Here is a 21,375-nt window from a genome sequence, read left to right as displayed (position 1 = left end):
CTCCGTCGTCCAAGAGGAATCCACATGTATCCAACTTTCAGATCAAATCGCCGCATAGCCCTTTCCAGTATTGCGCTGGCAGCTATTGGTTTTATAGCAACGCCAGCCGCGGCCCAAAGCGGCTGGCCCAACAAGCCGGTGCGCATCGTGGTGCCTTTTGCGCCTGGCGGCACCACAGACATCCTGGCCCGCGCCGTGGCGCCTGAGCTGGCCAAAGCCTTTGGTCAGCCCTTTGTGGTCGACAACCGGGCCGGTGCTGGTGGCAACGTGGGCGCCGACCTGGTCGCCAAATCACCGGCCGACGGTTACACCATTTTGATGGGCACCGTCGGCACCCATGGCATCAACAAATCGATCTACGCGAAGATGCCGTTTGATCCGCAAAAGGACTTCGCGCCCATCACCCTGGTGGCTGGCGTGCCCAACGTCATGGTCATGAACACCGAAAGAGCGGCCAAGCTGGGCATCAACAACGTGGCCGACTTTGTCAAATACGCCAAGGCCAATCCCGGCAAGCTCAGCATGGCCTCCAGCGGCAATGGCACGTCCATTCACCTGGCCGGCGAGCTGTTCAAGTCGCAAAACGGCATCTTCATGACCCACATTCCCTATCGCGGCTCCGGCCCGGCGCTGCTGGACATGATTGGTGGCAATGTGGACGTGATGTTCGACAACCTGCCCTCGGCGATGCCGCAAATCAAGGGCGGCAAGCTCAAAGCGTTTGCCGTGACCAGCGCCGAGCGTTCAGCCGCCATGCCTGAGCTGCCGACTGTCGAAGAGGCCGGCAAGCTCAAGGGCTTTGAAGCCAGCAGCTGGTTCGGCCTGCTGGCACCCGCCGGTACGCCGCCGGAGATTGTCAGCCGCATTCAGCAGGAAGTGGCCAAGGCACTGGCCACGCCGGCCATCAAGGAAAAAATGCTGGCGCAGGGCGCTATTCCCAGCGGCAACACGCCACAGGAGTTTGCCAAGCTGATCGACTCGGAAATCACCAAATGGGCGCAAGTTGTGAAGGTCTCCGGCGCGAAGGTGGATTAGCGCCCGCTGCAACCGTACTCTTCAAGCTGGGGCCGCGGGTCCGGCTTTGCCGGCCCGCAGGCGCAGCGGCCCCCTCGGCAGGCAGCGCAGTACGCGAAGCGACAAGCGTGGGGCCTTATTTCAGACTCCCCAAACCACCTCATGGCCCGCCTTGTGGTTGCGCTCCAGCATGTCGATGAAGGGCACGACGCGCTGGCGCAGGCCCAGACCTTCCCCGGGGACCGGCGCTTCGGCGTTCTGGTCGTGTGACTCTTCGAGCGCCACGGCGGCGTGCAGTGCGGCAATGGCCGCTGGCATCTGCTCGGGCAGGATGATGCCCTTGGGGCCCGCGTCCTTGCCAATGATCTCCAGAACACGTCGGCCATTGACCTCCAGCATGATCAGGTCACCGGCAGCTTTGGACTTGAATTTGTACAGCATGAGAAAGCTCCTGGGTGTTGTGTGACTCATTTTGATTATGAAACGGCCCCCCAGGGAAGTCTGTAGGCTGCTTTCCCGTCAGGCGCCCGCCCCGGTGCCGCCCTGACGCAAAATATCAGCCTATGCTCAATATTCCGACCGCCCCCAAACCCACTGTGCAAGCGCTGAGCCAGGACGGACTGCGGCTCTTGTCCCCTGCGGATCTGGCCGAGGCACTGCCGCCGGGCTGGGTTCAAGGCTGGACCGCGCTGGCTCCTTCCTGGGAGGATTTGCCGCCGGATGCGCACCTCAAAGACGGCGGCCACTACCGCAGGCGCCGGCACAGTTGTTTCATTCAGGATCTGGCCAACGCATCGCTGATTCAGACGCCGCACCGGGCGCACTGGCAACCGACCGACTACAACGCGCTGCATGGCGGCTTCGAACGCTGGTTCGAGCCGGTTGAAGCCAGCGTCACCGCTGCGCCGGCCTGGACCACGCTGCTGGCAGAACTCGGCGCTTTGTTCGCGCAGGTGCGGCCCGTGGCGCGCTGGTTCATTGAAGCGCACCAGTTTCGCATCGACACTGCAGGCGGCGTGGGCCGCCCCACGCCAGAAGGCGCGCACCGCGACGGTGTCGACTTCGTGGTGGTGATGCTGCTTGCGCGACGTGGCGTCAAAGGCGGAGAGACCCGGGTCTTTGATGCCAACGGGCCGCAAGGCCTGCGTTTTGTGATGGAAGAGCCGCTGACCACCCTGCTGCTGGACGACGCCAGGGTGATCCACGAGACCACACCCATCCTGCCTGCTGAAGCCGGCACCCAGAACGGGCACCGCGACACCCTGGTGCTGACCTACCGGGCGGACGGCTTCCAAAGCCCCTGAACAGCGCCAACCGGAGCGCCACGCACCGGGGCAACGTTAACCATGAGGTTCTGGCCCTGGAAATCGCTTGACGAAAATAGTTTAACCCTAAACAATTAAGATTCGATCAATCAAGGAACGGATCTTATGCACATCCTTTGCCTGGGCGGCGGGCCCGCCGGCCTGTACTTCGCGCTGTTGATGAAGCTGCAGGATCCGGCCAGCCAGATCACCGTGGTGGAACGCAACCGCCCCTTCGACACCTTTGGCTGGGGCGTGGTGCTGTCAGACCAGACCCTGGGCAATCTGCGCGCTGCCGACCCGGTCAGCGCCCAGTTGATCGGTGACGCCTTCAACCACTGGGACGATGTCGAGGTTTTTTTCAAGGGCCGCTCCGTGCGTTCGGGCGGCCACGGGTTTTGCGGCATAGGTCGCAAACGCCTGCTCAACATCCTGCAAGACCGTTGTCTCGAGCTGGGTGTGGATCTGGTGTTTGAAACCGATGTACAGGACGACCAGACGATGGCCGCCAGGTACCAGGCCGACATCGTGATCGCCGGCGACGGCCTGAACAGCCGTATCCGCAATCGCTACGCCGAGACCTTCAAGCCCGATGTGGACCTGCGCGCCTGCCGATTTGTCTGGCTCGGCACCCACAAGACCTTCGACGCCTTCACCTTTGCGTTCGAGCAGACCGAACACGGCTGGTTTGCAGCGCACGCCTACAAGTTCGACGACAACACCTCGACCTTCATCGTCGAGACGCCCGAGGCGGTCTGGAAGGCCCACGGCCTGGACGCCATGAGCCAGGAAGAAGGCATCGCCTTCTGCGAAAACCTGTTCGCCAAGTACCTCGACGGCAATCCCCTGATGAACAACGCCACCCACGTGCGCGGCTCAGCCATCTGGATACGTTTCCCGCGCGTGGTCTGCGAGCGCTGGGTGCACCACGAAACCATTAACGGCAAAGACGTGCCCATCGTGCTGATGGGCGATGCAGCGCACACCGCGCATTTTTCGATCGGCAGCGGTACCAAGCTGGCGCTGGAAGACGCCATCGAACTCACGCAGTGTTTTGCACAAACCCCCGAACCGGCGAAGGCGCTGGAGACCTATGAAGCGCTGCGCTCGGTGGAAGTGCTGAAGATCCAGAACGCCGCGCGCAATTCGACCGAATGGTTTGAAAACGTGGACCGCTACAGCAGGCTCGACGCTGAACAGTTTTTCTATTCGCTGCTGACGCGTTCGCAGCGCATCAGCCATGAAAACCTGCGCGTGCGTGACGCTTCCTGGCTAGAGGGCTACGAGCAGTGGCTCGCGAAAAGCCCCGGTCAGCCCGCGCCACCGCCGATGTTGCTGCCATTGAAGGTGCGCGACATCACCCTGAAAAACCGCATCGTGGTCTCGCCCATGGCGACCTACAGCGCCATCGACGGCTTGCCCCAGGACTTTCATCTGGTGCACCTGGGCGCGCGCGCGCTGGGCGGCGCAGCCCTGGTGTTTGCCGAAATGACGGCGCCCTGCCCCGAAGGCCGCATCACGCCGGGCTGTCCGGGTTTGTGGAACGAAGCGCAGATGCTGGCCTGGAAGCGGATTGTCGATTTTGCGCACCGCTCCGGCGAAGGTGTGCGCATGGGCATGCAACTCGGCCACAGCGGGCCCAAGGGTTCGACCCAGGTCGGCTGGGAGTCGCCCGATGAGCCGCTGCCCTCGGGCAATTGGCCACTGCTGGCCGCCAGTGCCGTATCGTACGGCCCGACCAACGCGGAGCCCGCTGCGATGACACGGACCGACATGGACCGTATCAAGGCGCAGTTTGTGCAATCGGCGCGGTATGCAGCCCAGGCCGGCTTCGACTGGCTGGAAATACACTGCGCGCACGGCTACCTGCTGTCGAGTTTCATCACCCCGCTGACCAATCTGCGCACCGACACGTACGGCGGCAGCCTGGACAACCGCTGCCGCTACCCACTGGAAGTGTTCGAGGCGGTGCGTGCCGTCTGGCCCGCCCACCTGCCGATGAGCGTGCGCATCTCGGCGCATGACTGGGCACCCGGCGGCAACACCGCCGACGATGCCGTGGCCATTGCGCGCCTGTTCAAGGCGGCCGGCTGTGACTTCATTGACGTGTCTTCCGGCCAGACCACACGCGCGGCCAAACCGGTGTATGGCCGCATGTACCAGACGCCGTTTGCCGACCGCATACGCAACGAGGTCGGCATCCGCACGATTGCTGTCGGCGCCATCTCTGAGGTGGACCATGTCAACAGCATCATCGCGGCTGGCCGCGCTGACCTGTGCGCGATCGCCCGGCCGCACCTGGCCGACCCGGCCTGGACCCTGCATGAGGCGGCCAAGCTGCAGAGCCGGCACGTCGACTGGCCCAAGCCCTACCTCAGCGGCCGGGACCAGCTATACCGCGAACTTTCAAAGCAAAAACAGGCCTGAGCCCATAGCCAGCAAGCGCAAACAGCTATCAAAACAGTAGCAAAGGGAGACCACCATGGACATGGAAGCACGCGGACACCGCGAACACCCCGAGGCGCTGCGCCTGTGGCTGCGGCTGCTGACCTGCACCCAGCTGATCGAAAAGCAGGTGCGCGGGCAACTCCGCGAGCAGTTTGACACCACGCTGCCGCGTTTTGACCTGATGGCCCAGCTTGAACGCAACCCGGACGGCCTGAAGATGAACGAGTTGTCGCGCCGGATGATGGTCACCGGCGGCAATGTCACCGGCATCACCGACCAGCTCGTGACCGAGGGCCTGGTCGAGCGCGTGGACGTCGAAGGTGACCGCCGCGCCTACCGCGTGCGCCTGACCCCGCGCGGCCGCAAAACCTTTGACGACATGGCACGCCAGCACGAGGACTGGATTGTCCAGGCCTTCGGCGGCCTGTCGGCGCGCGAGATCGAGACCCTGCACAAACTGCTGGGCAAGGTCAAGCAACACCAGACCGACATGAATCAGGAAATGGAAAACGCATGAAACATTACATCCGCCCCGCCAACCCGATGCACGCGCAGTTCAATGCGCTGGCCGCCTATGAAGCCCGCCACTTCGCCTACAGCTTCGACGCCGGCGTCGCGACCCTGACGCTGAACCGGCCGGAGCGCAAGAACCCGCTGACCTTCGCGTCTTATGCCGAACTGCGCGACCTGTTCCGCGCCCTCAACAACGCCACCGACGTCAAGGTGATTGTGCTGACCGGCGCCGGCGGCAATTTCTGCTCCGGCGGGGACGTGCACGAGATCATCGGCCCACTGACCACAATGAGCATGCCCGAGTTGCTGGAATTCACGCGCATGACCGGCGACCTGGTCAAGGCCATGCGCCTGTGCCCGCAGCCGATCGTGGCCGCCATCGACGGCATCTGCGCCGGCGCCGGCGCGATGATGGCGCTGGCTGCCGACATGCGCCTGGGCACGGCGCAGGCCAAGACCGCCTTCCTTTTCACGCGGGTGGGCCTGGCCGGCGCCGACATGGGCGCCTGCGCCCTGCTGCCTCGTTTGATCGGCCAGGGACGCGCGTCCGAATTGCTGTTCACCGGCCGCGCCATGACGGCGGCCGAAGGCCTGCAGTGGGGCTTTTTCAGTACGCTGCACGAACCAGCCGAACTGCTGGGCAAGGCGCAGGCGCTGGCTGCCGATCTGGCCGCCGGCCCGACCTTCGCCCACGGCATGACCAAAACCATGCTGCACCAGGAGTGGGCGATGACGCTGGACCAGGCGATCGAAGCAGAAGCGCAGGCGCAGGCCATCTGCATGCAGACCCGGGACTTCACGCGCGCCTACGAAGCCTTTTCCAGCAAGGAAAAGCCGGTATTCCAGGGAGACTGACATGCAGGCCTCCATCGATCACCTCACACTTCCATTTTTTGACGAAGCGCATCGCACATTGGGTCAGGATCTGGCCGCGTGGGCGCCGCTGCAGCAGGTCGATGAAAGTGACGACCGCCGCGCCTGCAGGCAGTGGGTGCGCTTGCTCGGCGACGGCGGCTGGTTGCGTTATTGCGTGCCCGGCAGCGCCGGCGGCGCGCTCGCCAAACTCGACTCGCGCGCACTGGTGATCCTGCGCGAAACCCTGGCCTTTCATTCGCCACTGGCCGACTTCGCATTTGCGATGCAGGGCCTGGGCAGCGGCGCCATCACGCTGGCAGGCACCCCGGCGCAGCAGGCCGCTTACCTGCCGGCAGTGGCGCGCGGCGACAAGATCGCCGCCTTTGCGCTGAGTGAACCTGACGCGGGTTCAGATGCGGGCGCCATGACGACCAGCGCAGATCCTGCGGCAGGCGGCTGGGCCCTCAACGGCAGCAAGACCTGGATCAGCAATGGTGACATCGCCGACTTCTACGTGACCTTCGCCAAGACCGACAGGGCGGCCGGCACACGCGGCATCACCGCCTTCATCGTCGAAGCCGGAACGCCGGGCCTGGACAGCAGCGAACACATTGCCGTGATGGCGCCGCACCCGCTGGCCACGCTGAAGTTCGCGGATTGCAGACTCGCCAGCGGGGCGCAACTGGGCGTGCTCAACGGCGGCTTCAAGCTCGCGATGCAGACCCTGGACATCTTCCGCGCTTCGGTGGCGGCGGCAGCGCTTGGCATGGCACGCCGTGCCCTGTTCGAGGCCGTGCGATTTTCGCGTGAACGCAAAATGTTCGGCCAGACCCTGGCCGACTTCCAGCTCACCCAGGCCAAAATTGGCGAGATGGCGGCGCTGATCGATGCCGCCGCGCTACTGACCTACCGCGCCGCCTGGTTGCGCGACGACAGCGAGGCGCGCGGCGCCGGCAAACGCATCACCGCCGAAGCAGCGATGGCCAAGATGACGGCGACCGAAAACGCCCAGCGCGTCATCGACATGGCGCTGCAGATGCACGGCGGCCTGGGCGTCAAGGTCGGCACCAAGGTGGAAAGCCTGTACCGCGACATCCGCTCGCTGCGCATCTATGAAGGAGCAACCGAGGTCCAGCAACTGATCATTGGCAAAGCCATGCTGCAATCATGAACCAGCCCACTGCGCCTTCGGTGCAAACCGACCGTTTTGTACACGACCGGCTGCCGCCAGCAGACCAATGGCCGCAGATGCGTTATGAGCTGCCTGAACTGCTGATCAGCGCCCAAGCCAATTTGGTGGATGTGCTGTTTGAGCGCATTGATCGACAGGACCTGTCGGGGCGACCGTTTTTGCGATCCGACAAAATCACGCTCAGTTATACCGATGCGCATGCGCGCATCAAACGCATCGCCCAGGTGCTGACCGAAGACCTGCAACTGCTGCCCGGCAACCGCGTGTTGCTGCGCGGCGGCAACACCATCGGCATGGCCCTGGCCTGGCTCGGTGTCGTCAAAGCCGGCCTGGTGGCGGTGGCCACCATGCCGCTGCTGCGTGCCAAAGAGCTTGGCGAAGTCATCACCAAGTCACAGGCCACCGTGGCGCTTTGTGATGCCGGCCTGCTGGCTGAATTGGAAGCGGCCCAGAAGGTGAACCCGGTGCTGGCGCAGATCGTGCCTTTCAACACCAACGAAGCCGGATCGCTGGCCGTGCTGGCGGCGGCCAAGGACGGGCAGTTCTTGCCCTGCCGGACCTCTGCCGACGACATCGCGATGATGGCCTTCACCTCGGGCACCACCGGCACGCCGAAAGCGCCGGTGCACACCCACCGCGATGTGCTGGCTGCCTGCGAAACCTGGCCACGACACGTGCTCAAGGCAACACCTGACGACATCGTGATGGGCTCGCCACCGCTGGCCTTTACCTTCGGCCTGGGCGGCATGCTGATCTTCCCGTTGTGGGCAGGTGCATCCGTGTATTACCCCGGCATCGCCTACACGCCGGAGGCCATGGTCAAGCTGATCAACGAGGTCGGCGCCACCATTTGCTACACCGCGCCGACCTTCTACCGCCAGATGGCGCCCTTTGCCAAACAACATGGCGTGCCGAGCCTGCGCACCTGCGTCAGCGCTGGTGAGGGTCTTCCGGACGCGACCCGCCAGCTCTGGAAAGAGGCCACCGGTATCGAGATGACCGACGGCATAGGCGCGACCGAAATGTTCCATATCTTCATCTCCGCCGCGCCGGACCAGGTGCGCCGCGGCGCCATCGGCAAGGTGGTGCCCGGTTACACCGCCAAAGTGGTTGACGATTCCGGCGAAGAAGTGCCACGCGGCACCATCGGCAAGCTGGCAGTGATCGGGCCCACCGGCTGCCGCTACCTCGACGACGAGCGCCAGGCCAAGTATGTGAAGAACGGCTGGAACTACCCCGGCGACGCCTTTTTGCAGGACGAGGACGGCTACTTTTTCTACCAGGCCCGCGCCGACGACATGATCATCACTTCGGGTTACAACGTCGGCGGACCGGAAGTTGAAGACGCGCTGCTCAAACATCCGGCGGTGGCCGAATGCGGTGTGATCGGGGTGCCCGACGACGAACGCGGCATGGTGGTCAAGGCGTTTGTGGTGCTCAAGCCGGGCCATGCGCCGGATGCGGCCATGTGCAAGCAGTTACAAGACCACGTCAAGTCCACCCTGGCGCCCTTCAAGTACCCGCGCCAGGTGGCGTTCGTCGCCAGCCTGCCACGCACCGAGACCGGCAAGCTGCAGCGTTTCCGGCTGCGCCAGCCATGAAGTTCTCAGTGCGAAAGCAGATCCGGTTCCACCACTGCGATCCGGCCGGCATTGTTTTTTACCCACAGTATTTTTACCTCCTGCACGAAACGCAGGAAGACTTTCTGGCGCACATCGGCCACCCGGAACATGGACTGATTGCCTCTGGTGTGGGTGTTCCCATCGTGGACCTGAAAACCGAGTTTCGCGGCATGTGCCGATACGGCGATGAGATCGAGATCAGCCTGGGCCTGAGCCGCATCGGCAACGCCAGCATCGGCATGCACTATGAAATTCATAGCTGCTCAGGCCTGCCAGATATGGGCCAGACCCTTAAATTGATCGCAAAAACCGTGGTGGTATGTTCGGAAATACCACACGGCAAGGTGTTGCCCATTCCTGACGGATTGCGCGCCGCGCTGCTGCCTTACCTCGAGACAACCAAGGAAGACAAACCATGATGAAACTGCTGCAACCTGCGGGCTGGGCCGAGCCCAAAGGCTACGCCAACGGGGTGATGGCGCGCGGAGCGATGATTTTTGTGGGCGGCCAGATCGGTTGGAACGCGCAGCAGCAGTTTGGGAGCGATGACTTTATCGCCCAGACGCGGCAGGCGCTGCTGAACATCCGGGCGGTGCTGCAGGCCGGCGGCGCGGGCCCGGAACACATGGTTCGCATGACCTGGTATGTGGTGGACCGCGTCGAATACATTGCCCGCTTGAAAGAGCTGGGTGCAGCCTACCGCGAGGTCATGGGAAAGAATTTTCCAGCCATGACCTGCGTGGAAGTGTCGGCCCTGGTGGAGGACCGGGCACGCATCGAAATTGAAGTGACTGCCGTGCTGCCCGACTGACAGGAAGTCCTCGGTTTCAACGCGTTTGCTCCACAGGCAGTGATCGCCAGGCCCGAAGTGAAAGAGCGAAGCCTGATCGCCCTTTTCTGGCATAAGATGGTTTCTGAATTCGGAAAAATTCCATCTAATTTCCCGGAACACGGGCCACAGCGACAGTTCGGAACGCCATCGGCCCAGATCATTTTGGAGATTCCCGTGACACCATCCCGACCGCTTCCTGTGCACCACCGCTTGACAGGTTGCTCCCATGAATGAATCCGTGAGAGGCTTCCGGCAAACCGCGCCTGAACCCGAATTTGGACTCGCCGAAGCCCAGCGGCGCATGCAGCATCAGCTGATGGCTTCAACCGGCGTGGCCCAGTCGGTTTTCAACCTTGCCAAACAGGAGTTGACCTGGAACACCCGCGCTTACCAGATGTTGGGGGTGAGTCCCGTCGGTGCAACCGTCACGCTGGACTTCGCCATGAGTCTGATTTATCCCGATGATCTCGATTTGCTGATCAGGGCTCGGGAGCAATTGCGCATGAGCCCGGGCGCCATCGAGCTCGACTACCGCGTCGTACGGCCCGATGGTGAATTGCTCGAAATTCACTCGCTGCTGTTTTCTGAAGTGGATAGCCAGGGACGCCCCCTTGTGTTTGTTGAACTGAGCCTGGACGTCACCGAGCGCAAGCGGGTGGAAAATGCGCTGATCCAGTCTGCCAGGCTGTGCCGGGTGCTTGACCATGTATCAACCGACGTCTATTGGGAACAGGCAAGCGACTTCACAGACACCCAACCCGGCCTCATCACACCGGTCCCGGTCGCTACAGACAGCCTTCAACGAAAAATGCGGGTGCTCTACGTTGAAGACAATATGTACAACCTGATGCTGTTCGACGACGTGATGCGGACCCGCGAGGATGTCGAGATGCGCATGGCTCAAAACGGTGCCCAGGGCTTTGAAGTCGCCAGCACCTGGCAGCCAGACGTTCTGGTCCTCGACGGCCGCTTGCCGGATATCCACGGCATTGATCTGCTCAAACGCATGCGTACTATCGCCGGGCTCGAAGAAACGCCGGCGTTCATGTGTTCAGCTGATACCCTGCCCGAGCACAAAATACTTGCCGAACAAGCTGGCTTCACCGGTTACTGGACCAAACCGGTGGATTTTGACAAGGTGTTTGACGAACTCGACCGCGTGGCTGCCAGCAATATTTTGCGCTGAGCCTGCATCTGGTGCCAAGCTGGAGATCAGCTGACGGTCACGCACCACGCGGCGCTGTTCTTCAGCCACCAGCGCGCTTATTGTCCCGCCGCCAGGGGTGCTGCGGAACTTTCCCGAACAATCAGCCAGCGCTCACCGACTTTCGTCCATTGCAAGGTTTTGGTGACAACGTCGCGGTAATTGACGGCGCCATACGTTTGCTTGAATACCATGGTTGCATTCGTGGCGTCCGACGGCGTGACGGTCAGGTCGGCAATCTCCAGGGATATATCGGCCGCACGGCTCAAAGCTGCTTTGCGCTTTTCTTTCCAGATGTCCTGGCTATCGCCCAGAGGGGGCACGAATCCGGGCGCATAAAACCCGAGGTAGGCGTCCACGTCCCGCTTGATCCATGCGGCACGCCAGTTTTGCAGCGCCTGCCTGAGCTCGCTGTAGTTGGCGTCGTTTGACGACGACGTTGATGACGAAGGTGAGGCTGGCAGGACCGGAACGGCTCTGGGGGGTGCCGGCGTCACCACCGGTGCGCTCCTGCCGGCCGGGGTCCTGGGTGTCACCTGCGGGGTGGCCGGGGCAGCAGGTGCCACCGGAGTCGCAGCGTTATCAGCCCTTGGGCCTGCGGCATCGGTGGCAGCCGGGTTCGGGCTCATCACCTCTTGCATGGCGCGCTCTCGTGCATTGAGCAGGGCAGTCTGCTTCTGAAGGTCGGCGGCCCGTCCAAGCAGGGCGGCCTTGTCCACCACATAAACGGTCACGGGTTCGGGAGGGCAACTCTGGGCGGCATCCTCACCTTCGTCCCACTGCGCCAGGCCGGGAACCGGGCCAGTTTCTATCCTGGACAGCTCAAGCGCACTCAACAGGGTGCCAAGTCCGGCATGCGTTCTCACGTACGCGATGTTGAGGTCATGCTCGGCATTGGCCTCGGCGCGTTTGGACTGGTACAGCTCGTTTTCCGTGTCGAGCAAATCCAGCAAGGTGCGCTGTCCGATGTCAAATTGCTGCCGGTAGGCGTTTCTCGCCTTTTCAACGGACACTTTGTTCTGACTGATGTAGATGAGTTGCTCGGTCAGCTTGCGAACATCGTTGTAGGCAATCAGCAAGGTCTGCCGAATGTCGCGGCAAGTCTTGTCACGCAGGTCCCTCGCAACATTGAGCTGCTCGGCAAACTGCCGCTCGCGGGCACGGTCGCTGAAGCCGTTGAAGAGATTCCAGCTCATCACCACTTCCGCCACGTTGGTCTCCGAAGTCCCCGGAATACCGCTGAGGTTACTACCCCGGTCGCGCCGCAGGCGCAGGTCAAAACGCGGCTGGTAAGCGCCCTGCCGGGAAGCCAGCGCAGCATCGGAGGCGCGCACATTCTCAATCGACGCGCGCAAGGCGCCATTGCGCCGTTGGGCCTCTCGCACAGCACTGGTCGCGTCAACCGGAATATTCAGCGTCAACTGCGTCGGCAAGGGCAATGCGGGGGGCGGAACCTGCCCGACAATTCGCTGGAAGCGCGCGGACGCATCGTGCAGATTGGCGGTTTCCGTCAAGAGATTGGCCTCGGCCAGGGCCAGACGCGCACCAATTTGCTCCAGATCGACTGCGCGCGCTATCTTCGCCTTGACCCGGCGTTCTGTCTGCTCAAAGACGGAGCGATGCTGGACAAAATTCTCCTCGGCCAAGGCGACCAGATCGCGAAAACGCAAAACGTCGTAGAAAGCACGCCCAGCCTCCAAAGCCACACTTTCGGAGGTGTCAAAAAACTCAAACAGGCGCACCAGGCGGGCGTGGTCCAGCCGCTTGATTTCATTGCGCGAGGCGAAACCGTCGTACAACACCTGGGTGATGGTCAAGGAGGAGGAGGTTCTGTCGTAGCGCGAGCGGACTGTGGAGTCGTTGCGCCGCTCAGCACCAGCGCCAGCAAGAAGATCAACGCGCGGCAGCAAGGCACCGGCACCAACATCGCGCTCATTGTCAGCCGCCCTGAGCGTGTGCCAACGCGCCAACACTTCCGGATTGTTCAAAACAGCTTTTTGCGCCGCCTCCTTGAGCGTCAGCGGTTTTTCGTCCTGCGCACGCGCAAGCTCGGGCAAGCCCAACATGAATACCCCAGCGGCCATGCCCGCCCAAGCGAACGCCGCCGCACCCCTGAGCCGTCCCTTGAAGTGGTTGTTTCGCGGACGGTGCACCACCGATGTGTTGCCTCTCACCAGATCCTGCTGCGCAATCAATTCGGTCCGGCTCATGCGAACAACCGCTTCGCCGTTACACTGGCAAAAAAAGTAAGTCCACCCAGGCCATTCGTCACCGGAATTTGGGAAATAAGGCGATTAACTGGCTTTTCTTGCATTGCTTGCTCTCACTATCTTTACTGGGGTAAGCAACCACTCCGGCGAAAGTCAATTCAATGTTAGCTCCGGCACATCGAAGATCAAAAATCATTCGAAATCAGGTTAACAAAACACGGTTAGTTACTGTTTTATATAGATATTTTTATACTAACGCAGGCCTTCTCGAAGTGCAATTAATATCCCGTTGAATTTCACTGTTGGGGCAAAAACGACACACTTCAAGCATTTCCACAGGGCAATACTGCTCGTAGTGCTGCTCGTGATCGGGTCAATCAAGGTTGCTGCACTTGATTTTGACCGGATGCAAAACGTCCTTACCCAGCGCTTTGGTGCGCCAGCCGCAGCTGCATTCACCGACTGGCAAAAGCTGCTGCAGCAAGGTGTTGAGCAGCCAGAACCAGCAAAACTCAAGCTCGTCAACGATTTTTTCAACCGCCGCATCAGGTTTCAGGAGGACCTGACGGTATGGGCCAAAAGCGACTACTGGGCGACGCCGATGGAGACCCTGGGACGCGGAGCCGGCGATTGCGAAGACTTTGCCATCGTCAAGTACTTCACCCTTCTACTGCTTGGCATTCCGGACGAAAAGCTGCGGCTGATCTATGTGCAAGCGCGGATTGGTGGTGTCAACAGCAGCGTTACCCAGGCGCACATGGTTCTGGCCTTTTATCCCGTCCCGGATGCCGAGCCGATGATTCTCGACAACCTGATCAACGATCTCAGGCCCGCTTCGCGCCGACCGGATCTCTTGCCTGTTTTCAGCTTCAACAGCCAGGGACTTTGGCAGGGCGCTTCAGGCGCGCGGGGCGCGGGCGGGCCAGGCACGCTGTCGCGATGGCAGGAATTGCTGAACCGGGCGCGTGCCGAAGGTTTTGACTGAGCCTATCCAGAAAACGCTATAAAGAACTGTTCCGAGGGGAATTTTCCATGTCAATGTACCGCCAAATGTGGCTTGCAATCATTCTCAGTACCTTGCTGGCACTGATGGGTGGCTTGCTCGCTTCCACGCTGAACGCGCGAAGTTATCTGTCAGAGCAGCTCAATGCCAAAAATACAGACAATGCAACCGCTTTGGCGTTGGCGTTGAACCAGCAAAATGCCGATGCGGTGATGATCGAGCTGACGGTAGCGGCCTTGTTTGACAGCGGCCACTATGAGTTGATACGGGTTGTGGACCCTCTCGGTCAAACCATCGTGGAGCGTGTTGCACCAGCGAACGGGCAGTTTGTACCTGATTGGTTTATCAAGGCATTGCCCCTGACGGCCACACCCGGCAAGGCACAAATCAGCAATGGATGGAACCAGCTGGGCACCTTGACAGTCGTCAGTACCAGCCGCTTTGCCTACCAGTCCTTGTGGAAAACTGTCCTGCAATTGACGCTGGCGCTGGCGGTTTCCGGTTTCGTCGGCGGTTTCCTGGGCACACTGACGTTGCGGCGGCTGCGAGAACCCTTGCAACGGGTCATCAATCAGGCCAGCGCCATCAGCGAGCGCCGCTTTGTGTCGATCGACCTGCCAGACGTGCCGGAACTCAGACAGCTTGCCTTGGCCATGAACAGCACCGTCGGCCGCCTCAAGGACATGTTCGCAGAGGAAGCGCAGCGGCTGGAGGTCTTGCGAGTCACAGCCAACTACGACCCGCTGACGGGTTTGCCCAATCGAACCTTCTTCCTGGTTCAATTGCTCGACTTGCTCGATAGCGAAGAGGCTGCGGGCGGTCACTTGCTGTTGGTGCGCATTGCAAACTTTTCCGGACTCAATCCCTTGCTTGGCGTGCCGGCCACCAACGAGCTGCTCAAGGCATTGGCCGAGGTTCTGCATCAACAGCAGGTCCAAACCCATGGTGTGGCCGCTCGTATTGGAGACTCCGATTTTGTACTGTTGCTGCCAAGCCCAGCCGATGCACATGAAGCTGCCAACAACCTGATGCGCGCTTTGGCAGAAGCCAGCACCCCGTTCACCGGCTCGGCGCCAGCGGCTCATATCGGAATTGCAAAACTAAAGCGTGGGCAGGATATTGCCAGCTTGCTGGCTCAGGCAGCAAACGCGCTGGCCATTGCCGAGGCCCAGGGCACCAACGCCATCCGGGAAAGCAGTGGCGTCAATGACGGCAATATGGTCAGCAGCGCGGAAGAGACTGCGAAACTGATCGGACGGGCACTGGAGCAAGGTCGAGTGCGGCTGGCATCGGTTCCTGTGCTTGACTTCACCGGAAAGCTGGTGCACCGGGAGTGTCCGCTGGAAGTCATGCTCGACGACGCAGACGAATGGCAGCCGATCAACCGCTTCCTGCAGCTGGCAGAACACTTCCAGCTCACGCCATTGATCGATCTGATCACACTTGATTTAGGGCTGGAAGAGTTGCGCAGCAACCCAAATCTCGCCGGGGTGGCGATCAGCTTGTCTGCCTCCTCCTTGCGCGAGGACGGCTTTCGATCGCGCCTGCTGCAATCGATCAGAAAAAAACCCGCCCTGGCTGGTCGTCTCTGGCTGGAAGTGCCAGAGGCCGATGTGCTGAAACACACGCTTGTTCTCCCAGCTTTTGTGGCAGACGTTCGAAAAGCCGGTGCCCGTATCGGACTGACCCAATTTGGTCGTCACTTCAGCCACTCGGATACATTGCACGACTTTGGACTCGACTTCCTGAAAGTGGACTCCAGCTTCATCCGGGGATTGCAGTACAGCACGGACAATCAAACCTTTCTCAAAGACCTCGCATTTGCCGCGCACAAAATGGATATTCGGGTCTACGGTGAAGGTGTGATTGACCGCGCCGAGCTGGCTGCGCTGGCAGAGATAGGATTTGACGGGGCAACCGGAGCAGCAGTCAAAGAAGCCTCCTGATGCGCTGTTGCCAACGGCGGATGGAGTCAATAACGGAAACGGCCGCCCTGCCTGTTTGATCAGGCAAGCCCTGACAGACGGCGAAAAAGATCCCCGTGACGCATGACCACCCCGACCCCTGGCAGCCTGCTGCGTTGATCTTTTTTTCCATTGCCCCCCATTGACAGGGGGCTCTGGATTGCCTACCACCCTGCGGGCTACAGGACGCTCGCAGGGTTTTATTCAGTACTTTCCTAGTCGGTGTACAGCTTGCCTTTGGTCAGCAGGTCTTGAATGATTTGCTGATCCGTATTCATCGTGCCGATCAAGTCAACCCCTTGCATGACGACCGTCTGAACTTCTTTGGAAGCGCTGTAACCCGATGCGAAATCCCCAGCGCTACTGATGTGCACGATGGTATTTGCACCCGATTTTTCAAAATGCAGGTAATTGGCCAGGTTGCCAACACCTACATCGTGATTTTCCCCGACCAGCAGATCTCGCAGGTCCAGCGCATCACCACCAGAGGCGACAGCAGTTGCGTCAAAGTCCGTGATGGTATCCACGGCCGGCGTACCTTTGGTTCCCGCATCGGCCAACTCCCACTTGAAGACATCCGACACACCTGCGCTGCCGCCAGTCAACAGGTCATTGCCCTTGCCGCCGAGAATCGTGTCTGCACCCAGGCCGCCATTGATGGTGTCGGCACCGGCGCCGCCATAAATAAGGTCGTTGCCGTCGTTCCCATTGAGAACATCGTTACCGTCCTCGCCATACAGTTCGTCATTTCCAGTGCCACCGGAAATGGTGTCATTGCCGATGCCGCCAAACAGGCGATCGTCGTCGGCGCCACCGTCAATGATGTCATCACCCGCATCGCCACGAATCAGGTCGAAGCCGGCACCACCGTTGAGCGTGTCGTTGCCAGCTTGGCCTGACATGTAATCATTGGCAGTGGTGCCCGTAATCGTATTGGCAACCGCGGTTCCCGCGTAATGGTTGGTCATCGCGTGCAGACTCAGCGTCGCAGTCGATGTGTCACCGTCGGTATCGGTCAGCGTGTAACTGATGTCTTCTGGGGCATAAGCTGTCGTTGTACCACCGCCGGTAATGGCACGGAACGCGACACTTTGAACAGTTGCCTGAGCCGCACTGTTCGACTCCACCTCGATTCGTCCAATATTGCTGAAGCTGCTTGGCACAGCAATTGCCCCCTCCGCAAAACTCGAGAACTGCCCAATCAGATTGCCGCTGATGTCATAGACGGTATAGGTCACCGAAGTCACAACGCCGCTATACCCGGTACCACCATCCGCACGGGTGATGGTGGTGCTCGCGCTCAAATTGCTGGCTGTATTGATGTTGATCGTCACATTCTGGACACCGAAAGGATGAGTGGCCGCATTGAAGTTAATGACCAGCGTCTCCAGATCGTCAACCATGCCAGCCGCCTCCCCTCCAGGCACGCCCACACCGGTAGCGGCGAAAGTCAGCGCAGCATGGGCATAGGATGCCGTTCCGGTCAAATTGGCTGTTCGGGTGAACCCGCTAAGCGTGATGCCGTTGCCGCTTGCGTTACCGGAAGAAGTGAAGTTGGTAGTGAGTGCAGCAGACTCAGCGGGAGCCGCAGTCTGCGCTGCAGGCGGCGTATATTTGTAATAGCCCTCCTTGTCAAACACCAACACGTTCGCTGGCTCGGTGGAACTGGTCCAGGTCAGTTTGCCCGCTGAAACCGTGTAAGTCCCGCCAGATACTGTGCCACTGCTGTTGGTCAGCAAGCTGAAGCTGGTGCCTTTGAAAGTCACCGACGAAATACTGGCGCCATCGAGAATCGTGTCTTTGCTGACCGAAGACGACGTGAAGTCGGTGATGATGGCCGTCGCTCCGCCGTCTGTCCCGATGCCATTGATGACGTTGCCCTCGAAGAAAGTCTCTTTGGGCATCAAGGTGTGATAGTCGTCGCGCGCAATCGGCTTGCCATCAACGACCACGATCGTCTGAACAGCATTGGCGGTGTCGCCATCAGAGTCGATCACCTGGAAAGCAATGGTGAACTGATCGCCCTCCACCGCCGCGCCCGCAGTGAAATAAGTGTACTGACCGGTGGAGAAGTCAAAGACCAGCGAGCCTTTGGTGAAGCCACTGCTGCTGCCCAGGCTCACTGTGTTGCCTGTAACAGGGTAGCCCGTCAGGAACGTACTGTTCTGCGTGATCTGATTGGTCCCCTGATCGTAGGTAAAACGCACCGTCTGATCGAGTGTTCCATTGTTGTCACTGTCAAGCTGCACCTCAATGTAGCGGATATAACCGCCGTCGGCGCCAAAGGTCACATTGCTCGCTCCGCCGGCTCCCGCCACATTGCCGCTGAAAGCACTTGGTACCGTAGAAACCAGGGTCTCGTCCAGCTTGTTCAAGTCCGGCACGATGATGGCCACGTCCTTGGCGCCGCTGACATCGGCATCAACACCATGAAGGTTATTTAGATAACTGACATCAGCAATGCCGGTGCCAATGCCCACCGCATAAGATCGAATGTTGTTGGTGGTGGCAAATGCCGTGTAGTTGGAAATAGCAGTGTTGGTGGCTGCGGCACCACTGGTGGGGGCCCCGTCCGACAGGAAGTACGAGAGATTCGTCACCGCCGAAGAAGGCGTACCAAACGCATTTTGCATGGCCGTAATACCAGACACATAGTCGGTTGAGCTGGGCAGCTCTGTACCGGTGATCGCATTGATGGCATTGACCAAGGTGGTCTCGTCGGTGTACGCATTGCCGCTGTTCAACATCAACGATCCATTGGCAAACAGGCCAACCTTGACGGTGACCGAAGGAGACTGGTTGAAGTACTCTTGCACCAGTGCAACCATGCCGGCTTTGGCCATGGCCAGGCGCGTGGTAATAGTCGCATTGCCGCTGGCGTCAACCGAACGAACCTGGCCACCCGCGTTATTTCCGAACATGCTGGCGGAGATATCCAGCATCAACACCAGATTGTAGGAAGGCGAAGCCGCTTCTGAGACCGCAGAAGTCGCATTGGCAGCCAGAGGGGCGTCGTCCTGCACCGAAATAGCCAGGTTTGCGTCACTTGTCTGGCCCGTGCCGCTATCCGTCAACCGGTAACTGAAGGTCCTCGTATCGCTGACGCCCTGGGCGGTAGCACCACTCAAGGTGTAGGTGTATGCGCCTGCCAATTGACCGTTGTACGCCTGCGTGTAAACCGTCAGAGTCCCGAAGCTGTCGGTCACAGTGATGACGCCGTTGACGTCAGGTGTGTAGTTGGTCGCGCCGCTGGTCACCTGGGTGATGCTCGTGGTGCCGGTCAGGCCGACGTCGTTATCGGTCAGGTTGCCTGAGGCAACCACCGCCACCGCATTCGGGGAGGTTCCCGTGCTGAGCGAAGCCTCGGAAACAGTGGCCGTATCTGCTGTTGCGGCTACCGTGGACAAGGTGGTCATGGTCAAGGTGCTGGAAGAAGCGCTTCCATCGGCATCTGTCAGGGTGTAGTTAAAACTGACTTCAGGAATATCCGGAATCGCTGTTACGCCATTCACACGATAAGCAGCGGTTCCAGTTGCTCCGAACACCACATATTGAAATGCTGTCGCAGAGGTAATGGTCAGCGTTGTGTTGTTCACCACCGTCCCGGTGCCAATGTAGGTGCCGTCTGCGGCATAGGTATACCAGGTCGCAGTTTCTCCAGCGCCCAGATTTGTCAACGCGAAAGTCGCGGATTTACTCAACATGTTGAGATTGAGTACCAGGTTTTCGCCTGCCTGCATCTGGTCATTGGCATTGCTGCTTGTTCCAGCCGCCTCAGCGCCGATGCCACCGCCACGGTAGCGAACCAGTCCGGCTTGGGTGGCATCGAGGCTGATCAGGTTCAAGCCCGATGAAGCTGTCGCACCTGTCGTGAAAGGCTGGACGCCGGTACTTTCAAAACCATGGACATTGACACCAGCGGCAACCCAGGCGGCCACCGACGTGGGCGCATTGGCCACACGGTTTCCAAAGGTCGTGTAGGTGTAGTCTCCGTTCTCTTTGATAACCAGGGTACCGGTTCCGGTATTGATGGTCCAGGTGTCGCCGGTTTTGGAACTCGAGAACGCCGTTCCGTTGAAAGTCACGTTGCTGAGCAAAGCACTGTCGGCCCCAAGGGTGTCCGCCGTGGCGCCGCCCGTGCCGGTGATGACATTACCGCCGCCGGAACTATTGCGACCCACAGTGTCGGTATCAGCATTCGCAACCGGTGCAGTATCGGTAATTGTGATGTTGACGGTGGTCCAGGGGGATGTGGCACTTCCATCCGATGCCTTGTAAACAAAGCTATCAATATCAGGCGTTACATCGGAATGGTTTCGCGCTGGTGCCGTGTAGGTGAATGTTCCATTGGTATTCATGACAACCGTACCACCCAACGCGGTGGTGATGGCATTCGACCCATTGACGGGTACCGCTGATGCGCCTGAATTGGTCGCCACCTGCAAAGCTGTCAGCGTTGTTCCCTCTGCGTCTGAATCGTTAGCCAGAATGCTTCCGCGAATAACGGTCGCACCCTCGACCGAGGTATAAGTATCCACATTGCCAACGGGTGTGTCGTTCACCCCATTGACCGTGACAGTCAGGACCTGCGTCGCTGTTGCACCGGCCGCGTCCGTCACCGTCGCCGTGAATACGTCGGTCGGATTCGAGCCTGCTGGCAAGGCATTGACTGCCGCAGCATTCACAACGTAGGTATAAGCTCCCGTTGTCGCGTTGATGGTCAAGGTGCCGTAAGTACCGACCCGAACCGTTCCGCCATTGACACTCCAGGTTTTCGTATCGCCAGTGTCCACGTCAGTAGCGCCGAAGCTGCCCGTAAGGCTCGTGAAGGTGTCGGCCGCCGCCGTATCGGTGACCGTCCCAGTGATCGCACCGGTGGCCACTGGCGCATCATTGGAGCCTTGCACAGTGATCACAAGGGTACTGTTGCTGGTCGCTCCTGCCGTATCAGCCACCGTATACGTGAAAGTCTCCGTCACTGTCTGCGCCGAGGTCCGCAACGCATTCACCGTGGCATTTGCGTTGTTCACGACGTAGCTGTAAGTGCCATCCGCGTTCAATGTCAATGTCCCGTAGGTGCCCACCAGCCCGGTCCCCACTGTACCGCCGGTCAGCGCGGATACGGTCTTGGTGTCTCCGGTGTCCACGTCGGTGTCGTTGGTCAACACGTTGCCGGTGGCGTTGCTGCCCGCTGCCGTGCCGGCTTCGACTGCC

Annotated in this window: 15 protein-coding genes; 12 read left to right on the top strand and 3 right to left on the bottom strand. The window is 60.3% G+C overall.

Annotation, left to right across the window (positions count from 1 at the left end; genetic code table 11):
- The first annotated feature begins 24 nt into the window (after positions 1 to 24).
- Positions 25 to 1,035: a Bug family tripartite tricarboxylate transporter substrate binding protein gene (locus ACH2CW_RS00445; RefSeq protein ID WP_395054719.1), complete on the top strand. Its 1,011-nt coding sequence runs from the start codon at positions 25 to 27 to the stop codon at positions 1,033 to 1,035.
- 120 nt (positions 1,036 to 1,155) lie between these two features.
- Here ACH2CW_RS00445 and ACH2CW_RS00440 read toward each other — a convergent pair whose 3' ends face one another.
- Positions 1,156 to 1,455 carry a DUF1840 domain-containing protein gene (locus tag ACH2CW_RS00440; protein WP_395054717.1) on the bottom strand — a complete coding sequence of 100 codons (300 nt, stop codon included), beginning with the start codon at positions 1,453 to 1,455 and terminating at the stop codon, positions 1,156 to 1,158.
- A gap of 122 nt (positions 1,456 to 1,577) precedes the next feature.
- On the opposite strand from ACH2CW_RS00440, the gene ACH2CW_RS00435 reads away from it, so the two are divergent.
- The 9 genes from ACH2CW_RS00435 to ACH2CW_RS00395 all read left to right on the top strand — a co-directional run bounded on the left by ACH2CW_RS00435 (position 1,578) and on the right by ACH2CW_RS00395 (position 10,966).
- A complete protein-coding gene (locus ACH2CW_RS00435) occupies positions 1,578 to 2,318 on the top strand; it encodes a 2OG-Fe dioxygenase family protein (protein ID WP_395054715.1) in 741 nt (246 codons plus the stop codon).
- 126 nt (positions 2,319 to 2,444) lie between these two features.
- Positions 2,445 to 4,745 carry a bifunctional salicylyl-CoA 5-hydroxylase/oxidoreductase gene (locus ACH2CW_RS00430; protein WP_395054713.1) on the top strand — a complete coding sequence of 767 codons (2,301 nt, stop codon included), beginning with the start codon at positions 2,445 to 2,447 and terminating at the stop codon, positions 4,743 to 4,745.
- A 55-nt stretch (positions 4,746 to 4,800) separates the two neighbouring features.
- Positions 4,801 to 5,283 carry a MarR family winged helix-turn-helix transcriptional regulator gene (locus ACH2CW_RS00425; protein ID WP_395054711.1) on the top strand — a complete coding sequence of 161 codons (483 nt, stop codon included), beginning with the start codon at positions 4,801 to 4,803 and terminating at the stop codon, positions 5,281 to 5,283.
- Positions 5,280 to 6,134: an enoyl-CoA hydratase family protein gene (locus ACH2CW_RS00420; RefSeq protein WP_395054709.1), complete on the top strand. Its 855-nt coding sequence runs from the start codon at positions 5,280 to 5,282 to the stop codon at positions 6,132 to 6,134. The genes ACH2CW_RS00425 and ACH2CW_RS00420 overlap by 4 nt, the downstream gene beginning before the upstream one ends.
- A gap of 1 nt (position 6,135) precedes the next feature.
- Positions 6,136 to 7,305, top strand: coding sequence for an acyl-CoA dehydrogenase family protein (locus tag ACH2CW_RS00415; protein WP_395054707.1), 1,170 nt, complete (start codon positions 6,136 to 6,138; stop codon positions 7,303 to 7,305).
- Positions 7,302 to 8,927 carry an AMP-binding protein gene (locus tag ACH2CW_RS00410; RefSeq protein ID WP_395054705.1) on the top strand — a complete coding sequence of 542 codons (1,626 nt, stop codon included), beginning with the start codon at positions 7,302 to 7,304 and terminating at the stop codon, positions 8,925 to 8,927. Before ACH2CW_RS00415 ends, ACH2CW_RS00410 begins: the two co-directional genes overlap by 4 nt.
- Positions 8,924 to 9,367 (top strand): acyl-CoA thioesterase, encoded by a 444-nt coding sequence (locus ACH2CW_RS00405; protein WP_395054703.1) that lies wholly within the window; start codon positions 8,924 to 8,926, stop codon positions 9,365 to 9,367. Before ACH2CW_RS00410 ends, ACH2CW_RS00405 begins: the two co-directional genes overlap by 4 nt.
- A complete protein-coding gene (locus ACH2CW_RS00400; protein ID WP_395054701.1) occupies positions 9,364 to 9,759 on the top strand; it encodes a RidA family protein in 396 nt (131 codons plus the stop codon). The genes ACH2CW_RS00405 and ACH2CW_RS00400 overlap by 4 nt, the downstream gene beginning before the upstream one ends.
- Positions 9,760 to 10,006: 247 nt before the next feature.
- The gene (locus ACH2CW_RS00395; RefSeq protein ID WP_395054699.1) at positions 10,007 to 10,966 is read left to right on the top strand and encodes a response regulator; all 960 of its coding nucleotides are present in this window, start codon (positions 10,007 to 10,009) and stop codon (positions 10,964 to 10,966) included.
- A gap of 77 nt (positions 10,967 to 11,043) precedes the next feature.
- Here ACH2CW_RS00395 and ACH2CW_RS00390 read toward each other — a convergent pair whose 3' ends face one another.
- A complete protein-coding gene (locus tag ACH2CW_RS00390) occupies positions 11,044 to 13,194 on the bottom strand; it encodes a TolC family outer membrane protein (protein WP_395054697.1) in 2,151 nt (716 codons plus the stop codon).
- Between the two features lie 289 nt (positions 13,195 to 13,483).
- Between ACH2CW_RS00390 and ACH2CW_RS00385 the strand changes: the two genes are divergently transcribed.
- Entirely contained in the window at positions 13,484 to 14,179 is a 696-nt protein-coding gene (locus tag ACH2CW_RS00385) for a transglutaminase-like cysteine peptidase (RefSeq protein ID WP_395054695.1), read from the top strand.
- A 47-nt stretch (positions 14,180 to 14,226) separates the two neighbouring features.
- Positions 14,227 to 16,143: a LapD/MoxY N-terminal periplasmic domain-containing protein gene (locus ACH2CW_RS00380; protein ID WP_395054693.1), complete on the top strand. Its 1,917-nt coding sequence runs from the start codon at positions 14,227 to 14,229 to the stop codon at positions 16,141 to 16,143.
- Positions 16,144 to 16,376: 233 nt separating this feature from the next.
- Here the strand turns inward: ACH2CW_RS00380 and ACH2CW_RS00375 are convergent.
- Positions 16,377 to 21,375, bottom strand: a 4,999-nt coding sequence (locus tag ACH2CW_RS00375) for a VCBS domain-containing protein (RefSeq protein ID WP_395054691.1), incomplete at its 5' end; no start/stop codon positions are given.

The sequence above is a fragment of the Polaromonas sp. genome, from assembly GCF_043778355.1.
In the GTDB taxonomy this organism is placed as follows: Bacteria; Pseudomonadota; Gammaproteobacteria; order Burkholderiales; family Burkholderiaceae_C; genus Polaromonas.
This window is presented reverse-complemented; position numbering and strand designations above follow the sequence as displayed.